This is a genomic window from Sphingobium sp. B1D7B, from assembly GCF_025961965.1.
Taxonomy (GTDB): Bacteria; Pseudomonadota; Alphaproteobacteria; order Sphingomonadales; family Sphingomonadaceae; genus Sphingobium.
This window is the reverse complement of sequence record NZ_JAOQOR010000001.1, coordinates 2,635,096-2,655,251: the sequence shown is the minus strand read 5'-3', so window position 1 is coordinate 2,655,251 and position 20,156 is coordinate 2,635,096. Positions and strand designations below refer to the sequence as shown.

Sequence of the window (20,156 nt, the reverse complement as noted above, 5' to 3'; positions counted from 1 at the left end):
GCTTGGGCGTCAGGTGATAGACCTGGCGTCCGCCCCGCCCAACGCCCGATCCAGCAGTTCAACGATGTGCAGTACGGGAATGTCCGTGGCGCTGGCGATCTGCATCGCGCAGCCGATATTGCCCGTGGCGATGACATCGGGCTGCAAGGCTAGCAGATTGGCGACCTTGCGATCGCGCAGCTGTGCAGAGATTTCCGGCTGAAGGATATTGTAGGTGCCGGCCGAGCCGCAGCACAAATGGGGCTCGGCGGGGGTCGCGACCTCATAACCAGCACGCTCCAGAAGCGCGCGCGGTTCGTGGTCGACCGATTGCCCGTGCAGGAGCGAACAGGCCGATTGATAGGCGACGCGGATGCCCTGCGGACGTCCCCGCGGAAGCGTGATTTTCGCGAGAAACTCGCTGATATCGCAGGCCAGCGCCGATAGGCGGGCAGCCCTCTTCGCATAAAGCGGATCGTCGCGCAGCATGGAACCATAATCCTTGATCGTCGTGCCGCAGCCCGAGGCGGTGATGATGATGGCTTTCAGGCCGGCGTCTATATGAGGCGTCCAGGCATCGACATTCCGACGCGCGGCGTTCAGGCTCTCGGCGTCCTGCCCCATGTGCCGGACCAGCGCGCCGCAGCAAACCTCGCCTTTGGCGAACAAGACCTCATAGCCGGCGCGCGAAAGCAGTCGGTGCGTGGCAGCGCGGATGTTGGGCTTCAGGACCGGCTCTGCACAGCCATGCAGGAGAATGACCCGGCCCAGATTGCCGGTCGCGGTTGGCGGCACCCCAGCAGCCGTTGGGCGTTCGGACGGCGCCAGTCGCAGCATCGCTGCCAGAGGGCGCGTGGCCGGCCATCGCGCCAGCAGCGGTGCGAAGGGGCGACCGAGCGGTGCGAGGCGCAGGGCCAGGGCAAGGCGGCGCGGGTGCGGCAAGACCGCGCCCAGCAGCCGCCGCATCAGCCGCTCGTGCCAGGGGCGCCTGTAATGCGTCGCGATCCAGCTGCGCGCATGGTCGACGAGGTGCATGTAGTTCACCCCCGACGGGCAGGTCGTCATACAGGACAGGCAAGACAGGCAGCGATCGATATGGCGCACGGTCTCGCTGGAGGGCATGCGCTCATTCTGGAGCATATCCTGCATCATGTAGATGCGCCCGCGCGGCGAATCCCGCTCATCGCCGAGCAGCACGTAGGTCGGGCATGTCGCGGTGCAGAAGCCGCAATGGACGCATTTGCGGATCGCGCGCTCACTGCTCGCCATCGCAGGATCGGCCAGCTGCTCGGCCGTGAAATCAGTGCGCATCGGCGGCTCCAAAGCGATCGGGTGACAGGATGCCCAGCGGATCAAACGCCGCCCGCACCCGTGCGGAAAGTGCGGCGACGCCGGGCTCTTCGACATGGAGGGCCGACATGCTGGTGCGCACCGCGGCTGGCGCGCGGATCAGCGTCGCGTGCCCGCCCGTCTGTGTGACGACCTGGCGCACGCAATGCTGATCGGCATCTTCCGGCAAGCTCAGCCAGATGAGACCGCCGGCCCAATCATAGCAGCGTCGCGCGCCCAGATACTGGAGTGCCCGGAAGACCTCAGGCCCACGGGACGGCGCAGTGCTGATCCGCCACAATATGGCCTCGTCCTGCAGGGTGCCGCCGCCCCTCACCGCCGCCCACAAAGGCTCGTCGGCGCCGTCTGCAAGCAAATCCGCCTGCCCCAGCAGCGCCCGCAGCACGTCGCCGCGCGCAGTCACCGATGGCGCGAAGCCTTCGATACGCAGCAGCGTGAGACCCGCCTCGGGCAGATGGGCGGCGCAGGCGACATCGGCTGGCGAACCCATGGCGCGGGCCATTGCTGCGACGGCCGCCTCGTCGTCCAGTCCACGCAACAGCAGCGTCGCGCGTGTCTGCGGGCGGGGCATGACCTTTAGGGTGAGGCTGGTGAGCGCAGCCAGCCTGCCCCAGCTTCCTGTCATCAGCTTGGGCAGGTCGTAGCCAGTGACATTCTTCATCACCTTGCCGCCACCGATAAAGGCCTCGCCACGGCCCGAGACGGCCTCGAAGCCCAGCATATGATCGCGCGCGGCCCCGGCCGAGAGGCGGCGCGAGCCGGAGACGCCGGCTGCGACGATACCCCCGATGGTCGAGGCGCCGGATGGGCGCGCAAAGACAGGACCATAATCGAACGGGTCAAACGCCAGCATCTGGCCCTGCTCTGCCAGAATGTGATCGATTTCGGACAGGCGCGTACCCGCCCCCACCGTGAGCACAAGTTCGGCGGGATCATAATCGATGATCCCAGCAAAAGCCGACATATTCACCATCAGCCCCTGCCGGTCCGGCTGGCCGATATCCGCCTTTGTCCCGCCGCCGCGCAGTTCCACCGGCATGCCTTCGCGACCCGCATCGCGGATGACCGCGCAGAGCTCAGCGATGCCAGTCGGCGTGACCATATTGGTGGTCATCAAAATCTCGGAAGGTCGGGGAAAGGCACCTGCCCCTTGTGCACATGCATGCGGCCGAGCTCGGCGCAGCGATGCAAGGTGGGGAAGACCTTTCCGGGGTTGAGGCGCAAGGCCGGATCGAACGCGCATTTCACCCGCTGCTGATGCGCGAGATCGGTCTCGCTGAACATCTCCGGCATCAGATCGCGTTTCTCGATTCCGACGCCATGTTCGCCGGTGAGCACGCCGCCCACCTCGACGCACAGGCGAAGGATCGCATTGCCGAGGTCTTCCGCGCGATCGAGCTCGCCGGGCTGGTTGGCATCGTAGAGGATCAACGGATGGAGATTGCCATCGCCGGCATGGAAGACATTGGCGACGGCGAGGCCATGTGCTGCGGCCAGCTCGGATATCCGCCGCAGCACATGCGGCAGGTGGCGGCGGGGAATGGTGCCATCCATGCAATAATAGTCCGGCGCAAGGCGACCGACGGCGGGAAAGGCGGCCTTGCGACCAGCCCAGAAGGCAAGACGTTGCGTTTCGTCCTGTGAGACCTGCAGGCTGACGGCGCCATTGGCCGTCGCGATGGCGCTGATCTCTGCAGCGAGATGATCGCATTCGGCATCGACACCGTCGATCTCGACGATCAGCAAGGCCTCCACGTCGAGCGGATAGCCGACCTTCACGAAGGCTTCGGCAGCGCCGACGGCGGCGCGGTCCATCATCTCCATGCCTGCCGGAATAATGCCGGCGCCGATCACATCCGCCACGCAGCGCCCCGCCGTCTCGATGCTCGGGAAGCCGATCAGCATTGCTCGTGCCTGCAGCGGCTTGGGGAGAATGCGCACGGTGACTTCCGTCACGACACCCAGCAGCCCTTCCGATCCGGTCATGACGCCCAGCAGATCGAGATCGGCCGCATCGAGATGGCGGCCGCCCAAGCGGATGATCTCGCCGGTCATCAGCACCATCTCCACGCCGAGCACGTTGTTGGTCGTCAGCCCATATTTGAGGCAATGCACGCCGCCGCTATTCTCGGCGACATTCCCGCCGATGGAGCAGGCGATCTGGCTGGAGGGGTCCGGCGCATAATAGAAGCCCTGCGCTTCTACCGCCTTGGTGATCGCAAGGTTGGTGACGCCAGGCTGCACGACGGCGACCCGGTTGGCATAATCAATCTCGATGATGCGGTTCATGCGGGAGAGGCCGAGCAGGATGCCATCGGCCAGCGGCAGCGCGCCGCCCGAAAGCGACGTTCCTGCCCCGCGCGGCACGACCTTCACGTCATGGGCGTGGCACCAGGCCAGCACCTGCGAGACTTGCCCGACCGTCTCAGGCAGCACCGCGGCCAGCGGCATCTGCCGGTAGGCGGTGAGCGCATCGGTCTCGAACGGGCGCAGGCCATCGGGATGGGAGACGACCCCCTCCCCCGGCACGATGGCCTGCATCGCCCGCACGATCTCCGCGCGACGACCCAGAATGTCCGGGTCCGGGGCCGGCATGGAAATGGTCACGCGAGGCGACCTTGAACCGTCATCACCGGCAGCGGGGGCAGCTTGCGACGTAACGAAGAGATCACGACCTGGGCGCTTAGGTCGCCGAGCAGCTGCCTTTTCAAGATATCTTCCTGAGTTCCATCATGCGTATGACAGATACGAGTGTGCCAGAGCTTGGCGGACTTGGGCAGACTAAAATAGTGGCAACAATTCCGAGCGAAAATATAGTTGCCGCTGGCTGAATTTCGCTTGCATAACAAGGATCAGACAGTTTCAATCGGTCCGTAGAGGATCGCATGAACACAGCGGAAAAGATATATAGCGCATCCACCAGCGAGGATGCCGGCACCGCCCGCCTGGCCGAGCGGCTGGCCCGCAGGATCGAGGACGATATCGCCTCCAGCCCCTTGCCCGTCGGTGGCGTGATGGGGTCACTGCGGGGTCTGTGCGAGCATTATGCCGTGGGGCGCGCAGCTATGCGCGAAGCGGTCGCCCTGCTCGAGCGCCGCGGATTGGGCCGGCTACGTCCCGGACCGAGCGGTGGCTTCATGGTGGCGCAGCCCGACGTGGGCCGGATCGGGCTTGAGCTCGCTAATTACTTCCAGCTGGCTGGCGTTACGTGCGAGCAGGTGCTGGATGCGCGCGAAGCTGTCGACCCGCTGCTCGCAACGCTTGCGGCCACAGCCGATCGGTCAGACCATGGGATGCGCCTGGACGCGCCGAATGAACGCGAGGGCGGCCTTGCCTGGCATTTGCGGGTGCGGTCCGATCTGGCGGCGATGAGTGGAGACCCTGTCCTGCCGCTGTTCGTGCAGTGCCTGAACGAACTGACGATGCTGTTTACCGGGGTTGAATCGCATGACGGCGATTGGCTTGGGCAGGCCAAGCAGCAAGCCGAAGCGATCAACCAGGCCGTCGCCAACCGCGACGTGACGGCCGCACAGCAAGAGGCCGACAGGCTTCACCGGCGCCTTGGCGACTGGCTGGCCGCGCGCGATGCGCCGCTTTCGCCGCCGACCATCGAGGCGTCCCGTCAGGATGCCGACCGGACGCTCGCCCTCCTCGTCGCCCGCAGGCTGGCGGCCGAAATCCTGCCGAGCGGCAATGCCGGCCAGCGGCTGGGCTCCGAATGGGACTTGTGCGAGCGCTTCAGCGTCAGCCGCGTCACGCTGCGTCAGGCGATCCGGCAGTTGCAGGATAGCGGGCTCGTCGAGTGCCGCCGGGGTCGGGGCAATGGCCTGATCGTGCGGGATCTGCGCGGCACCGGCAGCATCCGGCTTGTCCTTGCCTTCCTGATCAGCCGGCAGGTCGATCCCCAGACCGCTGGCACAACGCTGTTCCAATTGAATCGCTTCGTACCGGCGCTGGCCGTGAGCCGCGCCAGTGCGGCGGAGCGAGCGCGGCTGCAGGAACTTCTCGACCGCGCACAGAGCAGCGACCCCATCGATCGCTATGATCTGCTGGCGCTGGTCCAATATGTCTCCAAGCTGGCCAGAAGCCCGATCATCGATCTCTTCTCGCGCTGCCTCGCGGCTTATGAGGCGCGGTTCCATCCCTTCCTGCTGGAGCGCCTGCCGGCGCACAAGCAGGCCGAATATTTCGCGCTGCTGCGCATGCTCCTCGACCGGTTGCCGATGGGGAGCGATGCGCAATTGGGCTGGGCCAAGGCAGAGGCCTCCCGGGTCATGCTTTCCATGAGCTCGACGCGCCCGATCTGATCGCGCGCGAGGCGGCGATCTTACACCGCCCCCGCCTCATCCTCGGGCCTGTAGACATCCTTGCGCAGATCGCGCGCGGCGAGAACATAGTGCAGGGCGGCCCAGAAAAACAGCACCAGCACCGTGACCAGTGCGTACCGCAAACCGGTCGATGACGCCGTGAGGCAGGCGGCATCGAGAGCCGTGCCTATGCCATCTGGCCCCCTGCCCCCCGGACAAGATGTGGCGAAATCAGCCGCGCCATAAGCGCGCCTAGCGTAGAAGTCACTGAGCACCCCGGTGACAGTCGGTCCGAGGCCGGCACCCAGCAGACCGCCGACCAGCGCGGTGATCGCGGCGGTCATGGCGCGCATCTGCGGCCCGGCAAGGTTCTGCATCGTGCCCATCGTGGGGGCCATGAAGGTGATGAGGGCCATATTGCCGAAGAAGATGCAGGCGAGCGAGACGTACAGTTCGCGGCTCATGAAGGCGCCGAAATAGATGGGCACGCACAGCGCCATACACAGCGCCGGCCCCCAGAGCACCCAGCGCATGTCTCGACGCGACAGCCAGTCGAAGCCGAACCCGCCCAGCAGCATGCCAATGCCGTTGGAGGTGAAGGTGACAATGCCGAAGATCACCCCGAGCGTCGCCAGGTTGATCTCGAAGCTGCGCAGATAGAAGGGCAGCACGAAGTTGGCGATGGCGTTGAGGGTGAAACCGGCAATGGTCACCCCCGCCAGCAAGTGGATGTAGGTCTTCTTGGCCAAAAGGAAGCGCAGCACCGTCCCCAGCGAGGGCACGGGTGCGCGTGTGATGCGGCCATCCGCCAATCCGCGCGGTGGCTCTCGCAGGGTGAACCAGACCAGCAGGGAGACCATGATGCCCGGTGCGGCCATGACGAAAAAGGCCGTGCGCCAGTCCCATTGCGTCGCCACCCAACCGCCCAGCGACTGGCCGAGCAGAAAGCCGAACGGTGAGCCGAGCGAGATGACGGCCAGCACCGAGGCGCGACGATTGGCCCGGTAATGATCGGACAGGAGCGATGATGTCGGCGGTTGCACCCCCGCCTCGCCGATACCCACGCCGATCCGCCCCAACAGCAAGGTCGTAAAGCCCGTTGCCAGGCCGCAGACCGCGGTCATCGCAGACCAGGCGGCGACGCAGATGGCGATCAGCCGCGTCCGGTTGACGCGCTCGGCCAACATGCCGAGCGGCACGCCCAGCACGGAATACATGATCGCAAAGCCCAGCCCCTGCAAAATGCCGAGATCGGTGTCGGTAAGCCCGAGGTCTTCCTTGATCGGCTGGGCGAGCACCGCGAGGATCGCGCGATCGGCGAAGTTGAAAATGCTGACGAGCAGCAGCACGAACACGGCCCATTTCTTGTAGCCGGGCCGCAGCAGCGGATGCGTTTCGTCTGCGAGCGGCTCTGCCGGATTATGCTGTGTCGTCGTCGCCATCGTCACCCCCCATTTCGTCGGTCGGTTCTACTGTATTTTTGACCGACTGCTATTCCGCTGCCTGCTGCCGCTCGGCATGGGGAACGAAGGTGACATTGTGCGCCTGCAGGCGGGGCAGGACCTCCTTGCCGATACGGCGGACCTGATTCATGTACATGTCGTGGGGCATGTCGCCGCGGTTGCATACCAGCAGCACATTGTTGGCGCCGGCATCGTTGCACTCATCGATGATGCGCGCGACGATCTCGTCGGCGGTGCCGATCGGCATGTGCTGGGCTGCGCCCCGGACCGTGTCCATCGTCCACTCGTTGAACACCGTGTCATCCTCGGCCAGCGTGCCTTTCGCGCCTTCGCGCAGATGTTCGAACGCCGTGGAGCTATAATATTTCGTCTTGCGCACATCCGACTGCCAGACCTGATCGTAGCGCAGCAGCGTGTTGAACAGATACATCAGGTGGCTGCCATATTCCTCGATGGCCTGCTCCTTGGAATCAGCCACATAGCAGTCGACCATGATGCTGATCTTGTCCGACTGGACCTCGCGTCCATGGCGGGCCTGGCATTCGGCGAAATAGCGGATGGTATCCTCGCGCATGGACCCACGGAAGATACCCGGCGTGATGGTCGCATCATGCTCGGCCGCCCATTCGATGGACTCCTTCGACCCGGTGAGTGGCACCCAGATCGGCGGGTGGGGTTGCTGGAAGGTACGCGGCCACAGGGAGACGTCCTCGAACTTGTAGAACTCCCCGTCAAAGGAGAAGCTGTCCTGCGTCCAGGCGCGCCGCATCACCTCGAAGCCCTCATTGAAGCGACCGCGCGATTCACCCATGGGCACGTTAAAGATCTTGTATTCGCGGGGCGCGCCGCGACCCACGCCACAGATCAGCCGTCCGTTGCTCATGCAATCGAGCATGGCAATCTCTTCAGCCAGACGCAGCGGCTCGTGGATGGGCAGCAGATTGGCGTAGACCAGGATCTTCAGGCGCTGGGTCACCTGCGACAGCGCTGCCGCCATCAGATTGGGCGAATTGCCCAGACCGAAGGGCGTGCCATGATGTTCATTGATCGCAATGCCATCAAAACCCTGCTTGTCCATCTCTGCCCATGCTTCAAGATGGTTCTCGTAAGTCTTTGCAGCGGCCTGCGGATCAAAATGACTTGCACCCAAGCGCGGAAGAACACCATCCTCGCGATACTTATCAACATTCTCTTGATAAGCGGTCCAGTCGAATACGAAGACCTTCATGATTTATTCTCCAACGTAACGCTTGAATATATTGTTAGACTGAACTTATATTGATGCAGTCTGAAAAACTTGAAAGGCGTTCTTATGAAAAAGACCTTCGTTGCTCTGGTCGAGCGAACAGACCTTTGGGACCCCAGCAAGGAAGCGCATGAGCAGCCCGGCTTTGCGGACCACGCCGGCTATATGGGCGCGCTCGAAAAGGAGGGCTTCATCGCCATGGCGGGCCTGCTGGCCGAGTCCGAGGATGTGCTGTTCGTGTTTCTGGCCGACAGCCGCGAAGAAGTGCTCGATCGACTGGCGAAGGACCCCTGGCAGCAGAGCGGACAGGCGAAGCTGACCCGGCTGGAGGAAGGCCATTTCCGCATCGGCGCGCCGGCCGGCGCAGCCTCGGGCTGATCCGGCGCGCAGGATGGCGGAGCGGACAGGAGAGCGCTGCGCCATCATGCGTCGAACACCGCGATGGTCCTGACCTCGAAGCTCTCCCGGCGCGGGGAATCCGGTTCGCTGGTCGGATCCTCGAACGCGGTATGGCCGGTCATCTGCCAATCGGGATTGCCGGTATCGTACAGGCGGAAGATCAGCGCCTCATCGGGCTGCATATCCGGATAATAATACCATTGATGCCGGGGATTGTAGGCCATGTTGAGGCCGGCTGGCATGCCCTGGCGGAAGCCGCCTTCTGGCTTGCCCAGCGATACGCTCAAGAAATCGCGCTTCTCGACACTGCGGCTGTCGCAGACCGCCAGCGGATAATTCTCGACCGGCTTGGTGCCGCGCCAGACATTGATGTTGACGAGGCGCTTGGCCGCCAGCTCCTCGGCCCGATCGGGCACGAGCCGCGCGATCCACTGCTGCAGCGCGGGCCCGTTGAAATCCACATGGGCGCTCAGCGCCGGGCCGCCGCCCTTGGCATCCTCGCCACCGCGCAAAATGCCCATGAAGGCGAAGACTTCGCTGGCGCCGGTCAGATCCTTCACCAGACGCGCCACCTCGGGATAATAGCGGCGCTCGAAATCATCCTTGTCGGTGAAATCGACATCTGTGGCGTGCTTCACCAGGGTGAAGCCCTGCGCATCGAATGAAATGTCCGCGAGCCGGGCGTTGTGCACGGTCACGTCATGGTCTTCCATCGAGAAGGAATAGGAGCCGTTCTTCTCGATCCAGCCTCCATCGGCCGCGCGCTCCGAATAGCGAATGAAGCTCTCGACCGAGGTCGGGCGCGAGGCGACGGCGGCAGCCTGATTGTTCACGATTCTCTCTCCTCATGGCGGCCAGGGCATCGCAGTCGGCGGACTATCCGTCCGGTCTGGCAATGCCGCTGCGGCCGCCTTTCGTTCAATTCGGCCCAGTGTGCGGACGGGGCGGCTTGAAAATAGTGCCTACATTGCAAGGCTGAGCCGAGCCGAGTGGCCTCAGGGCAGCGCGGATTCGATCATGTCGGCAGATTCGGTCACGGCGACATGCTGGAGATCATGCGTGAAGGGCATTTCTTCCACGCGCCAGTCCGGCTGGGTGCGCAACCGTTCGGCCACGGGGGCGAACGTATCGTTCTTGTAGCCGGTAGCGATCACATAGGTCTTTTGCGGGATGCGGTCGCGGGCACCGGTCAGTTCGGCCTTCTGCGAGAAGCAGTAGACGGACTGCGCTGTGCGCCGATCCTCGTAAGACGCACGCGAGGCGGGGTCCATATGCGCATTGAAGCCCTGCAGCAGCAGCCGGGGCGGCGGCACGAGATAATCCCCTTCCTCGGGCGGGAGGTGCGGTTCGCCGGGCACCAGATCGTTCAGCGACTGGCCGTTCTCGGGCATGAAAGCATCCATATAGAGGATCGACTGGATCACCCCCTCGGGGATCAGTTCGGTCGCCTGCGAGATCGGCATGCCGCCATAGGAGTGGCCGACCAGCAGCACATTCTCCAGTTCCTCATAGCGGATGACGTTGGCGATATCCTGCGCATGCATCGCCAGGTTGACGTCGCGACTGGTGAGGTGGGCGCGCTCGCCCAGCCCGGTCAGCGTGGGCGTGAACACATAATGGCCGCGATCGCGCAGCAGATCGGCTACCTTGCGCCAGCGCCACCCGCCAACCCACGCGCCATGCACGATCACGATCGTTCCACGCTTGTTCGCCATCATTCTCTCCCTCGATATGTGTCAGCTTGCCGGCGTCGCCTCACGCAAGAGGCATGCCGTTGATTTCCCCAGCGAGTGCCGCTGCGCCGGGCGCGAAAATAGTGGCGACAATAGGCAGATGCGGTGGGCGGTTCAGAGCGGCGCGCCATCGGCCCGCATCTCCAGGATGCGCCGCCGATAGGGCTTCACCCCCGCCCAATAGGTGATCGCCGCCAGCGGGAAGGAAATCGCCGCAGAGGTGGCGATGGCATATCGCAACAGCGCCTCGTCCCCCCACACATATTGGGTGAGGAAGGCGAAGTAGGTCGGTCCGAGCCCGCCGCCCACTGCCGTCATGGTGAACAGATAGAGCGCGGTGATCTGCCCCCGAATTTCGTTGGGCGTCACCACCTGCAAGGCCGAGTTGAGCGATGGCGCCGCCATCAGCATCAAGGCCGTGCCGATGCCGCCCATGCCGAGCGCCAGCCACGGGCTGGGCATGAGTGGCGCCGCGATCATGAAGGGCGCCGATGCAGTAAAGCCGATGGCCAGCACCCGCATGTTCGCATCGGCATGGCCGCGGTTGCGGAAATGATCGTTGAGCCAGACCGCACCGAACAGGGCCGGAACCGCCAGGATGAGGCTGAGAAGCCCGGTGTAGAGGCCCGTGCTCGCCGGTGCCCATCCATAGGTCCGCGCGTAAAAGGCCGCGCTCCATGCCGCCGTGCCGAACATGTGCATGGCGGTGAAGCACAGGCCGAGGAACATCGGGCCGTAAAGCCGCCAATGGGCGAGCAGATAGCGCAAGGTCTCGCGCAGGCCGACCTTGCGCGGTTGCATCCCCACGACCGCGGCCGCGCTGAACCCGCGGCGCTTGGGCTCCACGATCGTGGCGACCAGCAGCAGGATCGGGATGCCCATCAGGCCGGTCACCACCCACACGACCTGCCACTCGCGCACGGCGCCGAGCAGGGGCAGGTGAATGGCGGGCATCCCGGAGAGCAGGTGGATCATCACCGCGCCCAGCAGCAGCGAGAGCGCCGTGCCGCCTTGAAAGCCGACATTGTAGATCGCGATGGCGCGGGGCAGCTTTTCCGGCGGAAAATAGTCGGCCATCAGTGAATAGGAGAGCGGCCCGCTGATCGATTCCCCAGCGCCGATGCCAAAGCGTGCCGCGAAGAACTGCCAGAAATTCTGGGCTAGGCCGCATGCCGCGCTGGCAAGGCTCCACAGGAAGACCGATGCGGCGAGCAGATGTTTGCGATTATGCCGGTCCACCAGTCGAGCGGCGGGAATGCCGATCAGCACGTAGAAGAGACTGACCGAGAAGCCGAGCAGATAGCTCATCTCCATATCGGTCAATTGCAGGTCGCGCTTGATGGGCTCCACCAGCAGCGTCATGACGCCGTTATTGAGCTGGGCGCACATCTGCACGGCGGCCAGCACCCAGGCGACATGATAGGCCTGGCGCGCGGCCGGCCAGGCTTCATCCGAATAATGGGGGCGATAAGCGGGACTGGCGGCGCGATCCGGATCGGGCTGCGCGGCGGTGGTGTCAGTCAAATCGTCTCTCCACGCAGCGTGTCATCAATCGGTATAGGGACCGGGCACGGTCCCCGGCTTCATCGCGCCGGTCCAATGCTCCGCGAGGCGCCCCATCTCGATCCGGAACATGTTGAACCGGGTTGTCGTGTAACTGGCCCCTGCCCGGCTTGGGTGCGGATGCTCATGGCCGGACACCACGACCACGAGATCGCCCTTCGCGACCATGGCGACGAGTGTAGCCTGCATAGCCTGAGCAAGCGGTACCGCAGTGCGACCCTTGGCTGCAGCGAGGATCGCCGGTGTGCCGTCCGTCGCGCGTGGATCATGCTCGATGAAGTCTTTGGCCAGATAGCGCGCGGCGGTCGCCACGTCGCCCGCATCGACCAGATGGCGCCAGGCGTCGAACACGAGCCGCTTGTTGGCTGCCAGCGCCGGATCGTCCGATTGGAGCAGCGCTTGCTGGGCCGGCCCGGTCGCCCCCGTCACCGGTTGCGGCCCGCCCTTGTCTGGAGACGGTAGATCTGGGCCGGGCGGAGCCTCGACCGAGTGCCAATGCTCGGCCAGACGGTCCCCTTCCACCCGGAACAGATTGAAGTGCGTGCTGGTATAGCGCCCGGACCCGACCAGTTCGCGCAGCTCCTCCCGCAACGCCATCACCACCAGATCGCCTTCTGCAACCATCGTGACGAGCGGCGGCGAAACCAGTGCCGGGATGTCGCGGCGGGGCACGGCCGAGAAGATCTGCTTGAAGGCCGCGCGCCCGCTCGGCAGCACCGGGCTGTGCTGGATATAGCCTTCCGTCAGCAGATCGTCAGCCCGCTCGACATGGCCGGCATTGACAATGCTGCGCCACATGTCGAACGCCAGGCGCTTGTTCCGGGCCAGACGCGGGTCCTTGTCTTCCAGCAGAGACAGTGGCGCAGGGTGACCGATGACCGCCACGACGCTTCCCTCCCTCGCGGCAGCCACGGGCGGTGCGAGCGACGGCGATCCGTCGCCCGAGGAGGCCGTGCATGCCGCGAGCAGCATGCAGGCCGCCACCCCGCCCAGCGAACCCCGCGTCAAAAGCGCTTGCCGACCTGGATCTGCATCACACGGCCCAGCGCGCTGCCATAAGTCGGGTCGAAGCGGATCGCGCTGCCGGCGAGGCCCGCCTGATTGACGACCAGTGGCGGGTCCTTATCGAGGACGTTCTGCATGCTGAGGACGATGCTGAAATTGTCCGTCAGCCATGAGCCGCCCCGGTCCCCGGTGTCGAAGCCGATGGTCAGGTCGAACGTCGTGTAGGAGCCGATCTTGGCATAGGACGGGTCGACGCCGACCGGTAGTTGTGCCTGATCGATCTCATAGGAATTGCGGAAGTTGATGAAGGTGCTGGCGAACAGATCGCCCATGCCGATATCGCGCCGCCATCCCAGCTGGCCGCGCGCCTGGAAGGTGAGAGGGAAGCCGAGCTGGTTCACTTCCTGCACAAGGTCCGCGCCGGGCAGCGGGGAGACCTTCCAGCTCATCGTGTAGGAGGCCACCGCACCGAGGTTGAACCGGCCCATGCTGCTATCGAAGGCGTAATCGATGTTGAAATCGATGCCCCGGCCGACCGTCTTGCCCGCGTTGATCCGGCGACCGCTCACCAGCGCGAACACATTGCCCGGCGCCGTCGGCGGACCGAACAGACCGCCCCGCTCCCCGCCGGTGTTGTAGCAGCTGATCATCGCATCGTAGAGCGCCTGCGTGGTCACATTCTTCCCGAAGGCTGCGGCGCAGGACGGATTTGCCTGATTGATCGTCGGGAAATCGCCAAAGAAGGCAGTTGGGTTGTTCGCGGCCAGTGTCGGGAAATAGGCCGGGTTGTAGATGATCTGCGAGTTATAGATCTGCTGGTTGATCGCCGGCACACTGCCCACGTTGAAGGCCGGCGTCGTGATCTGGCCTTCATAGCTCAGCCACCAATATTTGGCGGACATGGTGAGGCCCGGAAGGGACGGCGGTGTCCAGTCCACGCCGATGGCATAGGTCTCGGAGGTCTCAGGCGCGAGATCGCGATTGGCGCCGCCGATCGACTGATAGATCGCGCCCATCGGGACGCCCTGGCACGCCGCGCAGATCGCCGGCGAAAGCTGATTGCCCGCCGTCACCAAGGGAATCACGCCGGTCTGCGAGAAGGGATCGTTATCGGCAAGACCCGGCGCGCGGAACGACGTGCCCCAACTGCCGAAAATCTTGAGGCCGCGCGTCGGCCAGAAATTGAAGCCAAGGCGCGGGTTGGTCGTGGTGCCGGCGTCGCTATAATCATCATAGCGGACCGAGCCGTTCAACTCGAGCTTGTAGATGAGGCCGCTTTCCGCATCCGGGCTGACGACCGGCACGAACAATTCGCCGAACACCGAAGATACGCTGCGCGGATTGAAGTTGTTGCCGCCGAAATTATTCTCGTTGAGCAGCGAGCCTTCATAGCGCTCCACGCCCACGGCCAGCTTCACCTGCCCGGCCGGGAGGGAGAAGAGCGGCCCGTCGGCGGTCGCCGAATAGACCTGCATGTCATATTTGGTGCGGTTGATGAGCGAAGTGCCGCGCGCATTGATGGAATCTGCCGTCGCCTGATCGGTGCACTGGAAGGCGGTGGGATCGCAGAAGAAGTTGAACGTCGCGAAGACCGGTGCCGGTGCGCCGCCGGTCTGCGTCGTGGTCGAGGGCGCATCATGCGTGCCTGCGAAGGCAGACAGGGTGACCGACCAGTCATAGGGCAGCTTGACGTCGACACCGCCGCCATAGGTCCAGGTTTCCGTTTTGCCGAAGCGGCGCGGCGACCCGATATCGTAGACGGTGCTGTAGGCCACGGAGAGCGCGCCCGTCCCGCAGGCGGCGAGAAGATTGGCCGGGCCGGTGACCACGCCGCCTGCATAATGGCTGGGATTGCAGGGGCTGAACGGGTTCGTGTTGGGAATGCGCGGCAACTGGCCGAGATTGGTGACGCGGTTGCTGGTCGATGAGTTGGGCCCGTTGATGGTGAAGTCGCGCCGCACGTAGAGCGCGTCCGCGAAAACACGCAGCCAGTCGGTAACATTCTGCTCGAAGTTCATCGCAAAGCGATCGGCCTCAACCTGCGGAATAACCTCGATGCCACTCCAGGTATTGAAATAGTTGGGCGTGGATTTGAGATCTGCGAGAGTCAGCTTCGACCCGTCCTGACCAGCCGGGATGCCGTAATAGATGCCGTTGATGACGACATTGCCCGGCGCCGAGTAAAGCGATGAGGGCGCCCCGCCATAAGGCGAGAGATCGTCATTATAGAGATCCGGGCGTGCCGAGGCCGCGAAGGCGGTCTGATAGGAGTGCTGGTAGGAGAGGATGATGCCGCCCTCACCCACGCTGCCCTCGCCCCAGCGCACCCCGCCGATGCCGGTCACATACCAGCCATCCTGACCGTCATTCTTGCGATAGCCGCCGTGGACTTCAAGCGTGTCCTCCGGCCGTCGCAGGATATAGTTGACCGTCCCCGCGATCGCGTCCGCGCCGTAGAGGGCCGAGCCGCCGTCCTGCACCACGTCGATCCGCTGGATCATCTGCGCGGGGTAATTATCCCCGTCGAACGAGTTCATGTTGCCGCCTTCATACGGCACACGGTGGCCATTCACGAGGCTGAGCGTCGCGCCCACGCCCAGACCGCGCACGTTGGGCGATTTGTTGAAGTTGAAGGAGTTGATCGTGTTGGCCTGCTGCGCCTGCCCGCCCGCATAATTGTCGCCACCGCCAAGACGCAGGATGGAGGGCACCGTGCCGAGAATGTCGGCGGTGCTGGAGAGACCCGTCGCCCTGATCTCCTCCTTGCCCAGTTGCACAAGGGCCGTGCCCACCGGTGCCTCGCCGCCGATGCGGGTGCCGGTGATGATGATCGCGCGCTCATTATCCGCATTCTCATCCTGCGCCGCGACATCCGCGCTCGCCGAACCGGCTTGCGCGCGCGCCGGCTGGGTCAGCACCAGCATCGAGGCGCTGCCGAGCAGCACAAGCGCGAATTGCGCGCGCGACTTGAATGAAAGACGATGGCAGCCTGCAGTCATGTTCACCCTCCCGGCCTTGCGGCTGTTTCGGGATGCACGATCCGGTACTGCGCCGCATTGCTCGCGTGTCGCAGACGAGGTCCGGTCGATGACATCCTCTCTTGTCCACTTGCCTTTGGGCTAAGCACGCGGGACGAAAATAGTGCTGTGAATTGGTTGCGGTCCCAAAGCATCATGAAAGCAACCTCCTGAAAGGCATGAACCCGCACCCGCAAAAGAACACACTATTTTGAGGCCAGGCGCTCATGCCAGACTGAGGGAGAATGGCATGGCGCGCAGGCAGCACCTGCACGCGCCGGGCTGAGAAAAGAGTGGGATGAGGAATGAGCGGAGCGATGAAGATCAACCAACTGCACCCCCGGTTCGTGGGCGAGATCACCGATCTGGATACCTCCCGCCCCCTCTCGCCCGAGACCGTCGAATTCTTCGAGGCGGCGATGGCGCAATATGCTGTCTGCGTGATCCGCAACGCCAGCCTGTCGGACGAGGATCATATCGCCTTCGCCCGGGCCTTCGGCCCGTTGGAACTGGCACCGCCCGGGCGCAAGCGGATTGCGTCGGAGCTTTACGACATCAGCAATCTTACCGCCGAGGGCGAGATCATCCAGCCCAAGCCGGATGGCGCGCAGCCGGCCGATTTCGAGCTATTCCATACCGACAGCCCGTTCAATTCCTGGCCCACGAAATGGTCGATGTTGCTGGCCTATGTCACGCCGCCGGAGGGTGCCGATACGGAGTTCATCGATACCCGCGCCGTTTATGACGATCTGCCGGCGGACATGAAGGCAAAGGTCGCCGACCTCAAGGTGGACCACGACCTTTTCCGCGCGCTGCAGCTGAACGGCGTCAAGTTCGAGGACGAAGAGATGCGGAAAAATTATCCGCGCATGACTCATCCGCTGGTCTGTACCTCGGCCAGCGGGCGCGAGGCGTTGTACATGGGCTGGCACGGCGTGGGCATCGAAGGGTGGCCGGAAGACGAGGCCCGCACCTTCCTGGACGAGCTCTACCGCTTCGCCACGCAGGAGCGCTATGTCTACGCGCATAAATGGCGGCCGGGCGACATGGTCGTGTGGGACAATCGCTGCACAATGCACAGCGCGACGTCTTTCGAGCGCTATCGCTACAAGCGCGACATGCGCCGCGCAACGATCAACGAATATGGCCCGGAGGTCTCGGCGATCGAGGCCAACAGGCGCGCGCCGGATTGATCGCCCCGGCCCCGCACGGCCGCTCAGCCCTGCGGGGGTTGGAACCCGGCACGAGCTTTGGCAACCCGTGCCCGGATCGCGCAGCCTTCGGCATGGTCGTTGAGCAGCCCCATGGCCTGCATGAAGGCATGGACCGTGGTCGGGCCAACGAACTTCCAGCCGCGCTTCTTGAGGTCCTTGGACATGGCGATGGATGCGGGGGACGTTGAGGCGAGATGCGGAACCTCGTCTCGGGGTTCGAAGCTCCAGACATAGGCTGCGAAGGAGCCGCTTTCGCGCACGAGATCCTGCACGCGCTGCGCGTTGTTGATGACCGCCTCGATCTTGCCGCGGTGGCGGACGATGCCGGCATCCTGCAGCAGGCGCTCGACATCCCTCTCATCGAACGCTGCAACGCGATGGAAATCGAAGCCGTGAAAGGCGGTCCGGAAATTCTCGCGCTTGGTCAGGATCGTGCGCCAGCTCAGGCCCGACTGGAAGCCTTCGAGGCTCAGCTTCTCGAACAGCCGCCGATCGTCGGACACGGGATAGCCCCATTCATCGTCATGATAGGCGATGTAATCCTCCGACGCGGCGCACCAGCCGCAACGGGCCACGCCATCGGATGCCGCAAAAAGCCCCGCCATGTTCCTTCCCCATCATCCGAGCGGACAGCGCGGCGCCAAGGCACCGGCAAGCTGTGATCTAGCCTGCCGCCGTCCCTGACGCCAGCGCCGGCTCGAGGCTTCTCCCTTATCTGTCGGCAGCGATGTTCGTGCGCCAATGTTCGTAGAGAGCCGGGATATCGCCGCTGGTCAGGATGGGCATGGCGCGTTGCAAGTCGTCATCGCTCCAGTCCCACCAGCACAGCTCAAGCAGGCGGGCAACGTCCGCCTCTGCGAAGCGCTGCCGGATCAGCTTGGCGGGGTTGCCGCCGACGATCGCATAGGGGGCGACGTCCTTCGTCACGACGCTGCGCGTGCCGATGATCGCGCCATGCCCGATGGTGATGCCGGGCAGGATCACCGCTTCCGACCCGATCCACACGTCATGACCGATGACCGTATCGCCTGCCGGCCGATAGCCACTGTCCGCACCGGCAAATGCCGGCACGTCCGGCATCCAGAAGAAGGGGAAGGTGCTGATCCAGTCGCTGCGATGCCCCTGATTGCCCGCCATGATGAAGGACGCGCCTGATCCGATGGAGCAGAACGAGCCGATGATGAGCTTGTCCGCGCCGTCATCGGGCAACAGGTAGCGGGCGCAATCGTCGAAACCATGGCCATGATAATAGCCGGAATAATAGCTGTAGCGTCCCACGCGGATGTTCGGGTGCGCAACAAGACGATCGAGCGTGATGCCCTTGAAGAGGCTTTCAAATATATTTTGCATGGTTGGTCTGGCCTGAAGATTTGATCGCCAGCTTCGAGGGCCTGAGACGGCCGCTGGCGCAAGACAACGTGCGGGCGATCGCTGGATCGCCCGCCTTCAGCTTCTCAGGTCAATGACGCGGAAGCACGATGCAGATGGTACACGGTGCTATCTTCATCCCGCGATGATGGCGCAAATGCTTCAGAATGCCAAGTCAGGCGATGTACTCGCCCTCCCGCAACAGGCTATTGCTGCTCGGGATAATCCTCTGGCTTGACCGAGCCGACCATCGGGCGGTCTTCCACCTTCTCCTGAGACTGACCACCGCCGGTGCGATTGTCATTCTCGGCAGCGTCCGGGCGCGTATCGCCCATCGGCCCGCGCGGCATCTCGGTTGGATTGCCCTTCTCGCCCTTGTCCTTGGGAGGATCGGCCTCCGCTTCGCGATCCTTATCCATGGGCCTTCTCCTTTCCAGCGGTCTTTGGCTCCTTGCCAAAAGCCTCGCGCAACTCATCCTTGGCTTTCTCGAGGATTTGGCGTTGCTCCTTGCCGAGATTGTCGCCGGCGCGGTTGATGTAAAAGGTGAGCATGCTCATCGCGGACTGAAGCGGGGTGCCCTTGCGTCGCTTGCTATGCTCCGCCGAGCGCTTGAGCGAGGCTGCGATCTTTGCAGGGTCGTGATGCTTGAAGACACCGTCGTCCAGATCGAGCGCATCCGAATGTTCGGTCACATCCTGAGACCATTTCTTGTCCGCCATGGCTCAGTCCTTCCCGCTGCCGGGCTCGGCCAGCTTGCGGTGCTGCTCGGCGAGCATCGCCTGTGGCACGACGCCGGCGGCGGCGACCTGCAGCTTGTTGGAGAGGCCCGAGACGATATGCCCCTTGCCATCCAGCAGCGCCTTCCAGCCATCGCGCGCGACTTTGGCGGGATCGGCCTTGTCCTGCTGGCCGACCTGCGTATCCAGCAGACCGGCGCGCTCGAAGAACTCGGTGTCCGTGGGGCCGGGCATCAATGTGGTGAGGGTAACGCCCTCGGCCTCCTTGATCTCGTTGCGCAGCGCTTCGGTGAAATTGTCGATGAACGCCTTGGTCGCGTTGTACACGGCATTGAAGGTGCCCGGGATGTAGCCCGCGATGGAGCCGGTGACGAGAATCTTGCCGTCATTGCGCGCGACCATGTCGGCCAGCACCTTCTGCAGAAGATAGACGGTGCCGGTGACATTGGTGTCGACAGACCGTCGCCACATGGCGACATCATGCTCCAGAAAGGGTCCGCCCGTGCCGACCCCGGCATTGGCGCAAAGCACGTCGATCCTCCGGCCTTCCGCTGCGGCCAGAAGCCGATCCACGCCGTCGAGCGTGGAGAGATCGGCCTCCAGCGACCGCACGTCGCCGCCATGGCGCCTGAAGTCCTGCGCGGCCGCGTCGATCAGCGGCTCGTCAGCAACGACCAGCAGGTCATAGCCATCCTGCCCGATGAGATGGGCGAGTTCGAAACCGATGCCGGTAGACGCGCCCGTGACGATTGCGAATTTCTCGCCCATCCCATG

General features: G+C 64.0%; 18 protein-coding genes. 3 read left to right on the top strand and 15 right to left on the bottom strand.

All coding sequences use genetic code 11. The annotated features are described in order from the left end of the window. Positions 1-9 precede the first annotated feature (9 nt). From glcF to M2336_RS12350, 3 genes are read right to left on the bottom strand one after another with little or no spacing between them, the layout of a single operon-like run. Positions 10-1,290 carry a glycolate oxidase subunit GlcF gene (gene glcF / locus M2336_RS12360; RefSeq protein WP_264572758.1) on the bottom strand — a complete coding sequence of 427 codons (1,281 nt, stop codon included), beginning with the start codon at positions 1,288-1,290 and terminating at the stop codon, positions 10-12. Further along, entirely contained in the window at positions 1,280-2,443 is a 1,164-nt protein-coding gene (locus tag M2336_RS12355; protein WP_264572757.1) for an FAD-binding protein, read from the bottom strand. Before M2336_RS12355 ends, glcF begins: the two co-directional genes overlap by 11 nt. Next, positions 2,443-3,936 carry an FAD-linked oxidase C-terminal domain-containing protein gene (locus M2336_RS12350; RefSeq protein WP_264572756.1) on the bottom strand — a complete coding sequence of 498 codons (1,494 nt, stop codon included), beginning with the start codon at positions 3,934-3,936 and terminating at the stop codon, positions 2,443-2,445. The genes M2336_RS12355 and M2336_RS12350 overlap by 1 nt, the downstream gene beginning before the upstream one ends. A gap of 278 nt (positions 3,937-4,214) precedes the next feature. On the opposite strand from M2336_RS12350, the gene M2336_RS12345 reads away from it, so the two are divergent. Further along, positions 4,215-5,636 (top strand): FadR/GntR family transcriptional regulator, encoded by a 1,422-nt coding sequence (locus M2336_RS12345; protein ID WP_264593034.1) that lies wholly within the window; start codon positions 4,215-4,217, stop codon positions 5,634-5,636. A gap of 20 nt (positions 5,637-5,656) precedes the next feature. Here M2336_RS12345 and M2336_RS12340 read toward each other — a convergent pair whose 3' ends face one another. Together M2336_RS12340 and M2336_RS12335 are read right to left on the bottom strand one after the other, a co-directional pair. Beyond that, entirely contained in the window at positions 5,657-7,078 is a 1,422-nt protein-coding gene (locus M2336_RS12340; protein ID WP_264572754.1) for a spinster family MFS transporter, read from the bottom strand. A 49-nt stretch (positions 7,079-7,127) separates the two neighbouring features. Beyond that, positions 7,128-8,327, bottom strand: coding sequence for an LLM class flavin-dependent oxidoreductase (locus tag M2336_RS12335; protein WP_264572753.1), 1,200 nt, complete (start codon positions 8,325-8,327; stop codon positions 7,128-7,130). Between the two features lie 84 nt (positions 8,328-8,411). Here M2336_RS12335 and M2336_RS12330 point away from each other — a divergent pair, with 84 nt between their 5' ends. Continuing rightward, positions 8,412-8,723 (top strand): hypothetical protein, encoded by a 312-nt coding sequence (locus tag M2336_RS12330; RefSeq protein ID WP_181559580.1) that lies wholly within the window; start codon positions 8,412-8,414, stop codon positions 8,721-8,723. Between the two features lie 44 nt (positions 8,724-8,767). Here M2336_RS12330 and M2336_RS12325 read toward each other — a convergent pair whose 3' ends face one another. From M2336_RS12325 to M2336_RS12305, 5 genes are all read right to left on the bottom strand, one after another. Next, the gene (locus M2336_RS12325) at positions 8,768-9,577 is read right to left on the bottom strand and encodes a CmcJ/NvfI family oxidoreductase (protein ID WP_264572752.1); all 810 of its coding nucleotides are present in this window, start codon (positions 9,575-9,577) and stop codon (positions 8,768-8,770) included. Positions 9,578-9,739: 162 nt separating this feature from the next. After that, positions 9,740-10,459, bottom strand: coding sequence for an alpha/beta hydrolase (locus tag M2336_RS12320; protein WP_264572751.1), 720 nt, complete (start codon positions 10,457-10,459; stop codon positions 9,740-9,742). A 132-nt stretch (positions 10,460-10,591) separates the two neighbouring features. Further along, a complete protein-coding gene (locus M2336_RS12315; protein ID WP_264572750.1) occupies positions 10,592-12,001 on the bottom strand; it encodes an MFS transporter in 1,410 nt (469 codons plus the stop codon). A 24-nt stretch (positions 12,002-12,025) separates the two neighbouring features. After that, positions 12,026-13,012, bottom strand: coding sequence for a nuclear transport factor 2 family protein (locus M2336_RS12310; protein ID WP_264572749.1), 987 nt, complete (start codon positions 13,010-13,012; stop codon positions 12,026-12,028). 32 nt (positions 13,013-13,044) lie between these two features. Continuing rightward, positions 13,045-16,044 (bottom strand): TonB-dependent receptor plug domain-containing protein, encoded by a 3,000-nt coding sequence (locus M2336_RS12305; RefSeq protein ID WP_264572748.1) that lies wholly within the window; start codon positions 16,042-16,044, stop codon positions 13,045-13,047. A gap of 335 nt (positions 16,045-16,379) precedes the next feature. Between M2336_RS12305 and M2336_RS12300 the strand changes: the two genes are divergently transcribed. Next, complete coding sequence (locus M2336_RS12300; protein ID WP_264572747.1) at positions 16,380-17,255, top strand: TauD/TfdA dioxygenase family protein; 876 nt, start codon at positions 16,380-16,382, stop codon at positions 17,253-17,255. A gap of 23 nt (positions 17,256-17,278) precedes the next feature. Here M2336_RS12300 and M2336_RS12295 read toward each other — a convergent pair whose 3' ends face one another. The 5 genes from M2336_RS12295 to M2336_RS12275 all read right to left on the bottom strand — a co-directional run bounded on the left by M2336_RS12295 (position 17,279) and on the right by M2336_RS12275 (position 20,150). Continuing rightward, the gene (locus tag M2336_RS12295; RefSeq protein ID WP_319801474.1) at positions 17,279-17,881 is read right to left on the bottom strand and encodes a DNA-3-methyladenine glycosylase I; all 603 of its coding nucleotides are present in this window, start codon (positions 17,879-17,881) and stop codon (positions 17,279-17,281) included. A gap of 106 nt (positions 17,882-17,987) precedes the next feature. Next, positions 17,988-18,626: a type B chloramphenicol O-acetyltransferase gene (gene catB, locus M2336_RS12290; protein ID WP_264572746.1), complete on the bottom strand. Its 639-nt coding sequence runs from the start codon at positions 18,624-18,626 to the stop codon at positions 17,988-17,990. A 224-nt stretch (positions 18,627-18,850) separates the two neighbouring features. Continuing rightward, complete coding sequence (locus M2336_RS12285) at positions 18,851-19,063, bottom strand: hypothetical protein (protein ID WP_264572745.1); 213 nt, start codon at positions 19,061-19,063, stop codon at positions 18,851-18,853. Further along, the gene (locus M2336_RS12280) at positions 19,056-19,364 is read right to left on the bottom strand and encodes a DUF3175 domain-containing protein (protein WP_264572744.1); all 309 of its coding nucleotides are present in this window, start codon (positions 19,362-19,364) and stop codon (positions 19,056-19,058) included. Before M2336_RS12280 ends, M2336_RS12285 begins: the two co-directional genes overlap by 8 nt. Positions 19,365-19,367: 3 nt before the next feature. Next, the gene (locus M2336_RS12275; RefSeq protein ID WP_264572743.1) at positions 19,368-20,150 is read right to left on the bottom strand and encodes an SDR family NAD(P)-dependent oxidoreductase; all 783 of its coding nucleotides are present in this window, start codon (positions 20,148-20,150) and stop codon (positions 19,368-19,370) included. Positions 20,151-20,156 lie beyond the last annotated feature (6 nt).

Excerpts from the sequence above, each read along its gene's own strand:
- M2336_RS12355 (WP_264572757.1), bottom strand. The coding sequence starts at position 2,443 with ATGACCACCAATATGGTCACGCCGACTGGCATCGCTGAGCTCTGCGCG.
- M2336_RS12320 (WP_264572751.1), bottom strand. The coding sequence starts at position 10,459 with ATGGCGAACAAGCGTGGAACGATCGTGATCGTGCATGGCGCGTGGGTT.
- M2336_RS12345 (WP_264593034.1), top strand. The coding sequence starts at position 4,215 with ATGAACACAGCGGAAAAGATATATAGCGCATCCACCAGCGAGGATGCC.
- catB (WP_264572746.1), bottom strand. The coding sequence starts at position 18,626 with ATGCAAAATATATTTGAAAGCCTCTTCAAGGGCATCACGCTCGATCGT.
- M2336_RS12330 (WP_181559580.1), top strand. The coding sequence starts at position 8,412 with ATGAAAAAGACCTTCGTTGCTCTGGTCGAGCGAACAGACCTTTGGGAC.
- M2336_RS12295 (WP_319801474.1), bottom strand. The coding sequence starts at position 17,881 with ATGGCGGGGCTTTTTGCGGCATCCGATGGCGTGGCCCGTTGCGGCTGG.
- M2336_RS12280 (WP_264572744.1), bottom strand. The coding sequence starts at position 19,364 with ATGGCGGACAAGAAATGGTCTCAGGATGTGACCGAACATTCGGATGCG.
- M2336_RS12300 (WP_264572747.1), top strand. The coding sequence starts at position 16,380 with ATGAAGATCAACCAACTGCACCCCCGGTTCGTGGGCGAGATCACCGAT.
- M2336_RS12335 (WP_264572753.1), bottom strand. The coding sequence starts at position 8,327 with ATGAAGGTCTTCGTATTCGACTGGACCGCTTATCAAGAGAATGTTGAT.
- M2336_RS12285 (WP_264572745.1), bottom strand. The coding sequence starts at position 19,063 with ATGGATAAGGATCGCGAAGCGGAGGCCGATCCTCCCAAGGACAAGGGC.
- M2336_RS12275 (WP_264572743.1), bottom strand. The coding sequence starts at position 20,150 with ATGGGCGAGAAATTCGCAATCGTCACGGGCGCGTCTACCGGCATCGGT.
- M2336_RS12310 (WP_264572749.1), bottom strand. The coding sequence starts at position 13,012 with ATGCTGCTCGCGGCATGCACGGCCTCCTCGGGCGACGGATCGCCGTCG.
- glcF (WP_264572758.1), bottom strand. The coding sequence starts at position 1,290 with ATGCGCACTGATTTCACGGCCGAGCAGCTGGCCGATCCTGCGATGGCG.
- M2336_RS12305 (WP_264572748.1), bottom strand. The coding sequence starts at position 16,044 with ATGACTGCAGGCTGCCATCGTCTTTCATTCAAGTCGCGCGCGCAATTC.
- M2336_RS12340 (WP_264572754.1), bottom strand. The coding sequence starts at position 7,078 with ATGGCGACGACGACACAGCATAATCCGGCAGAGCCGCTCGCAGACGAA.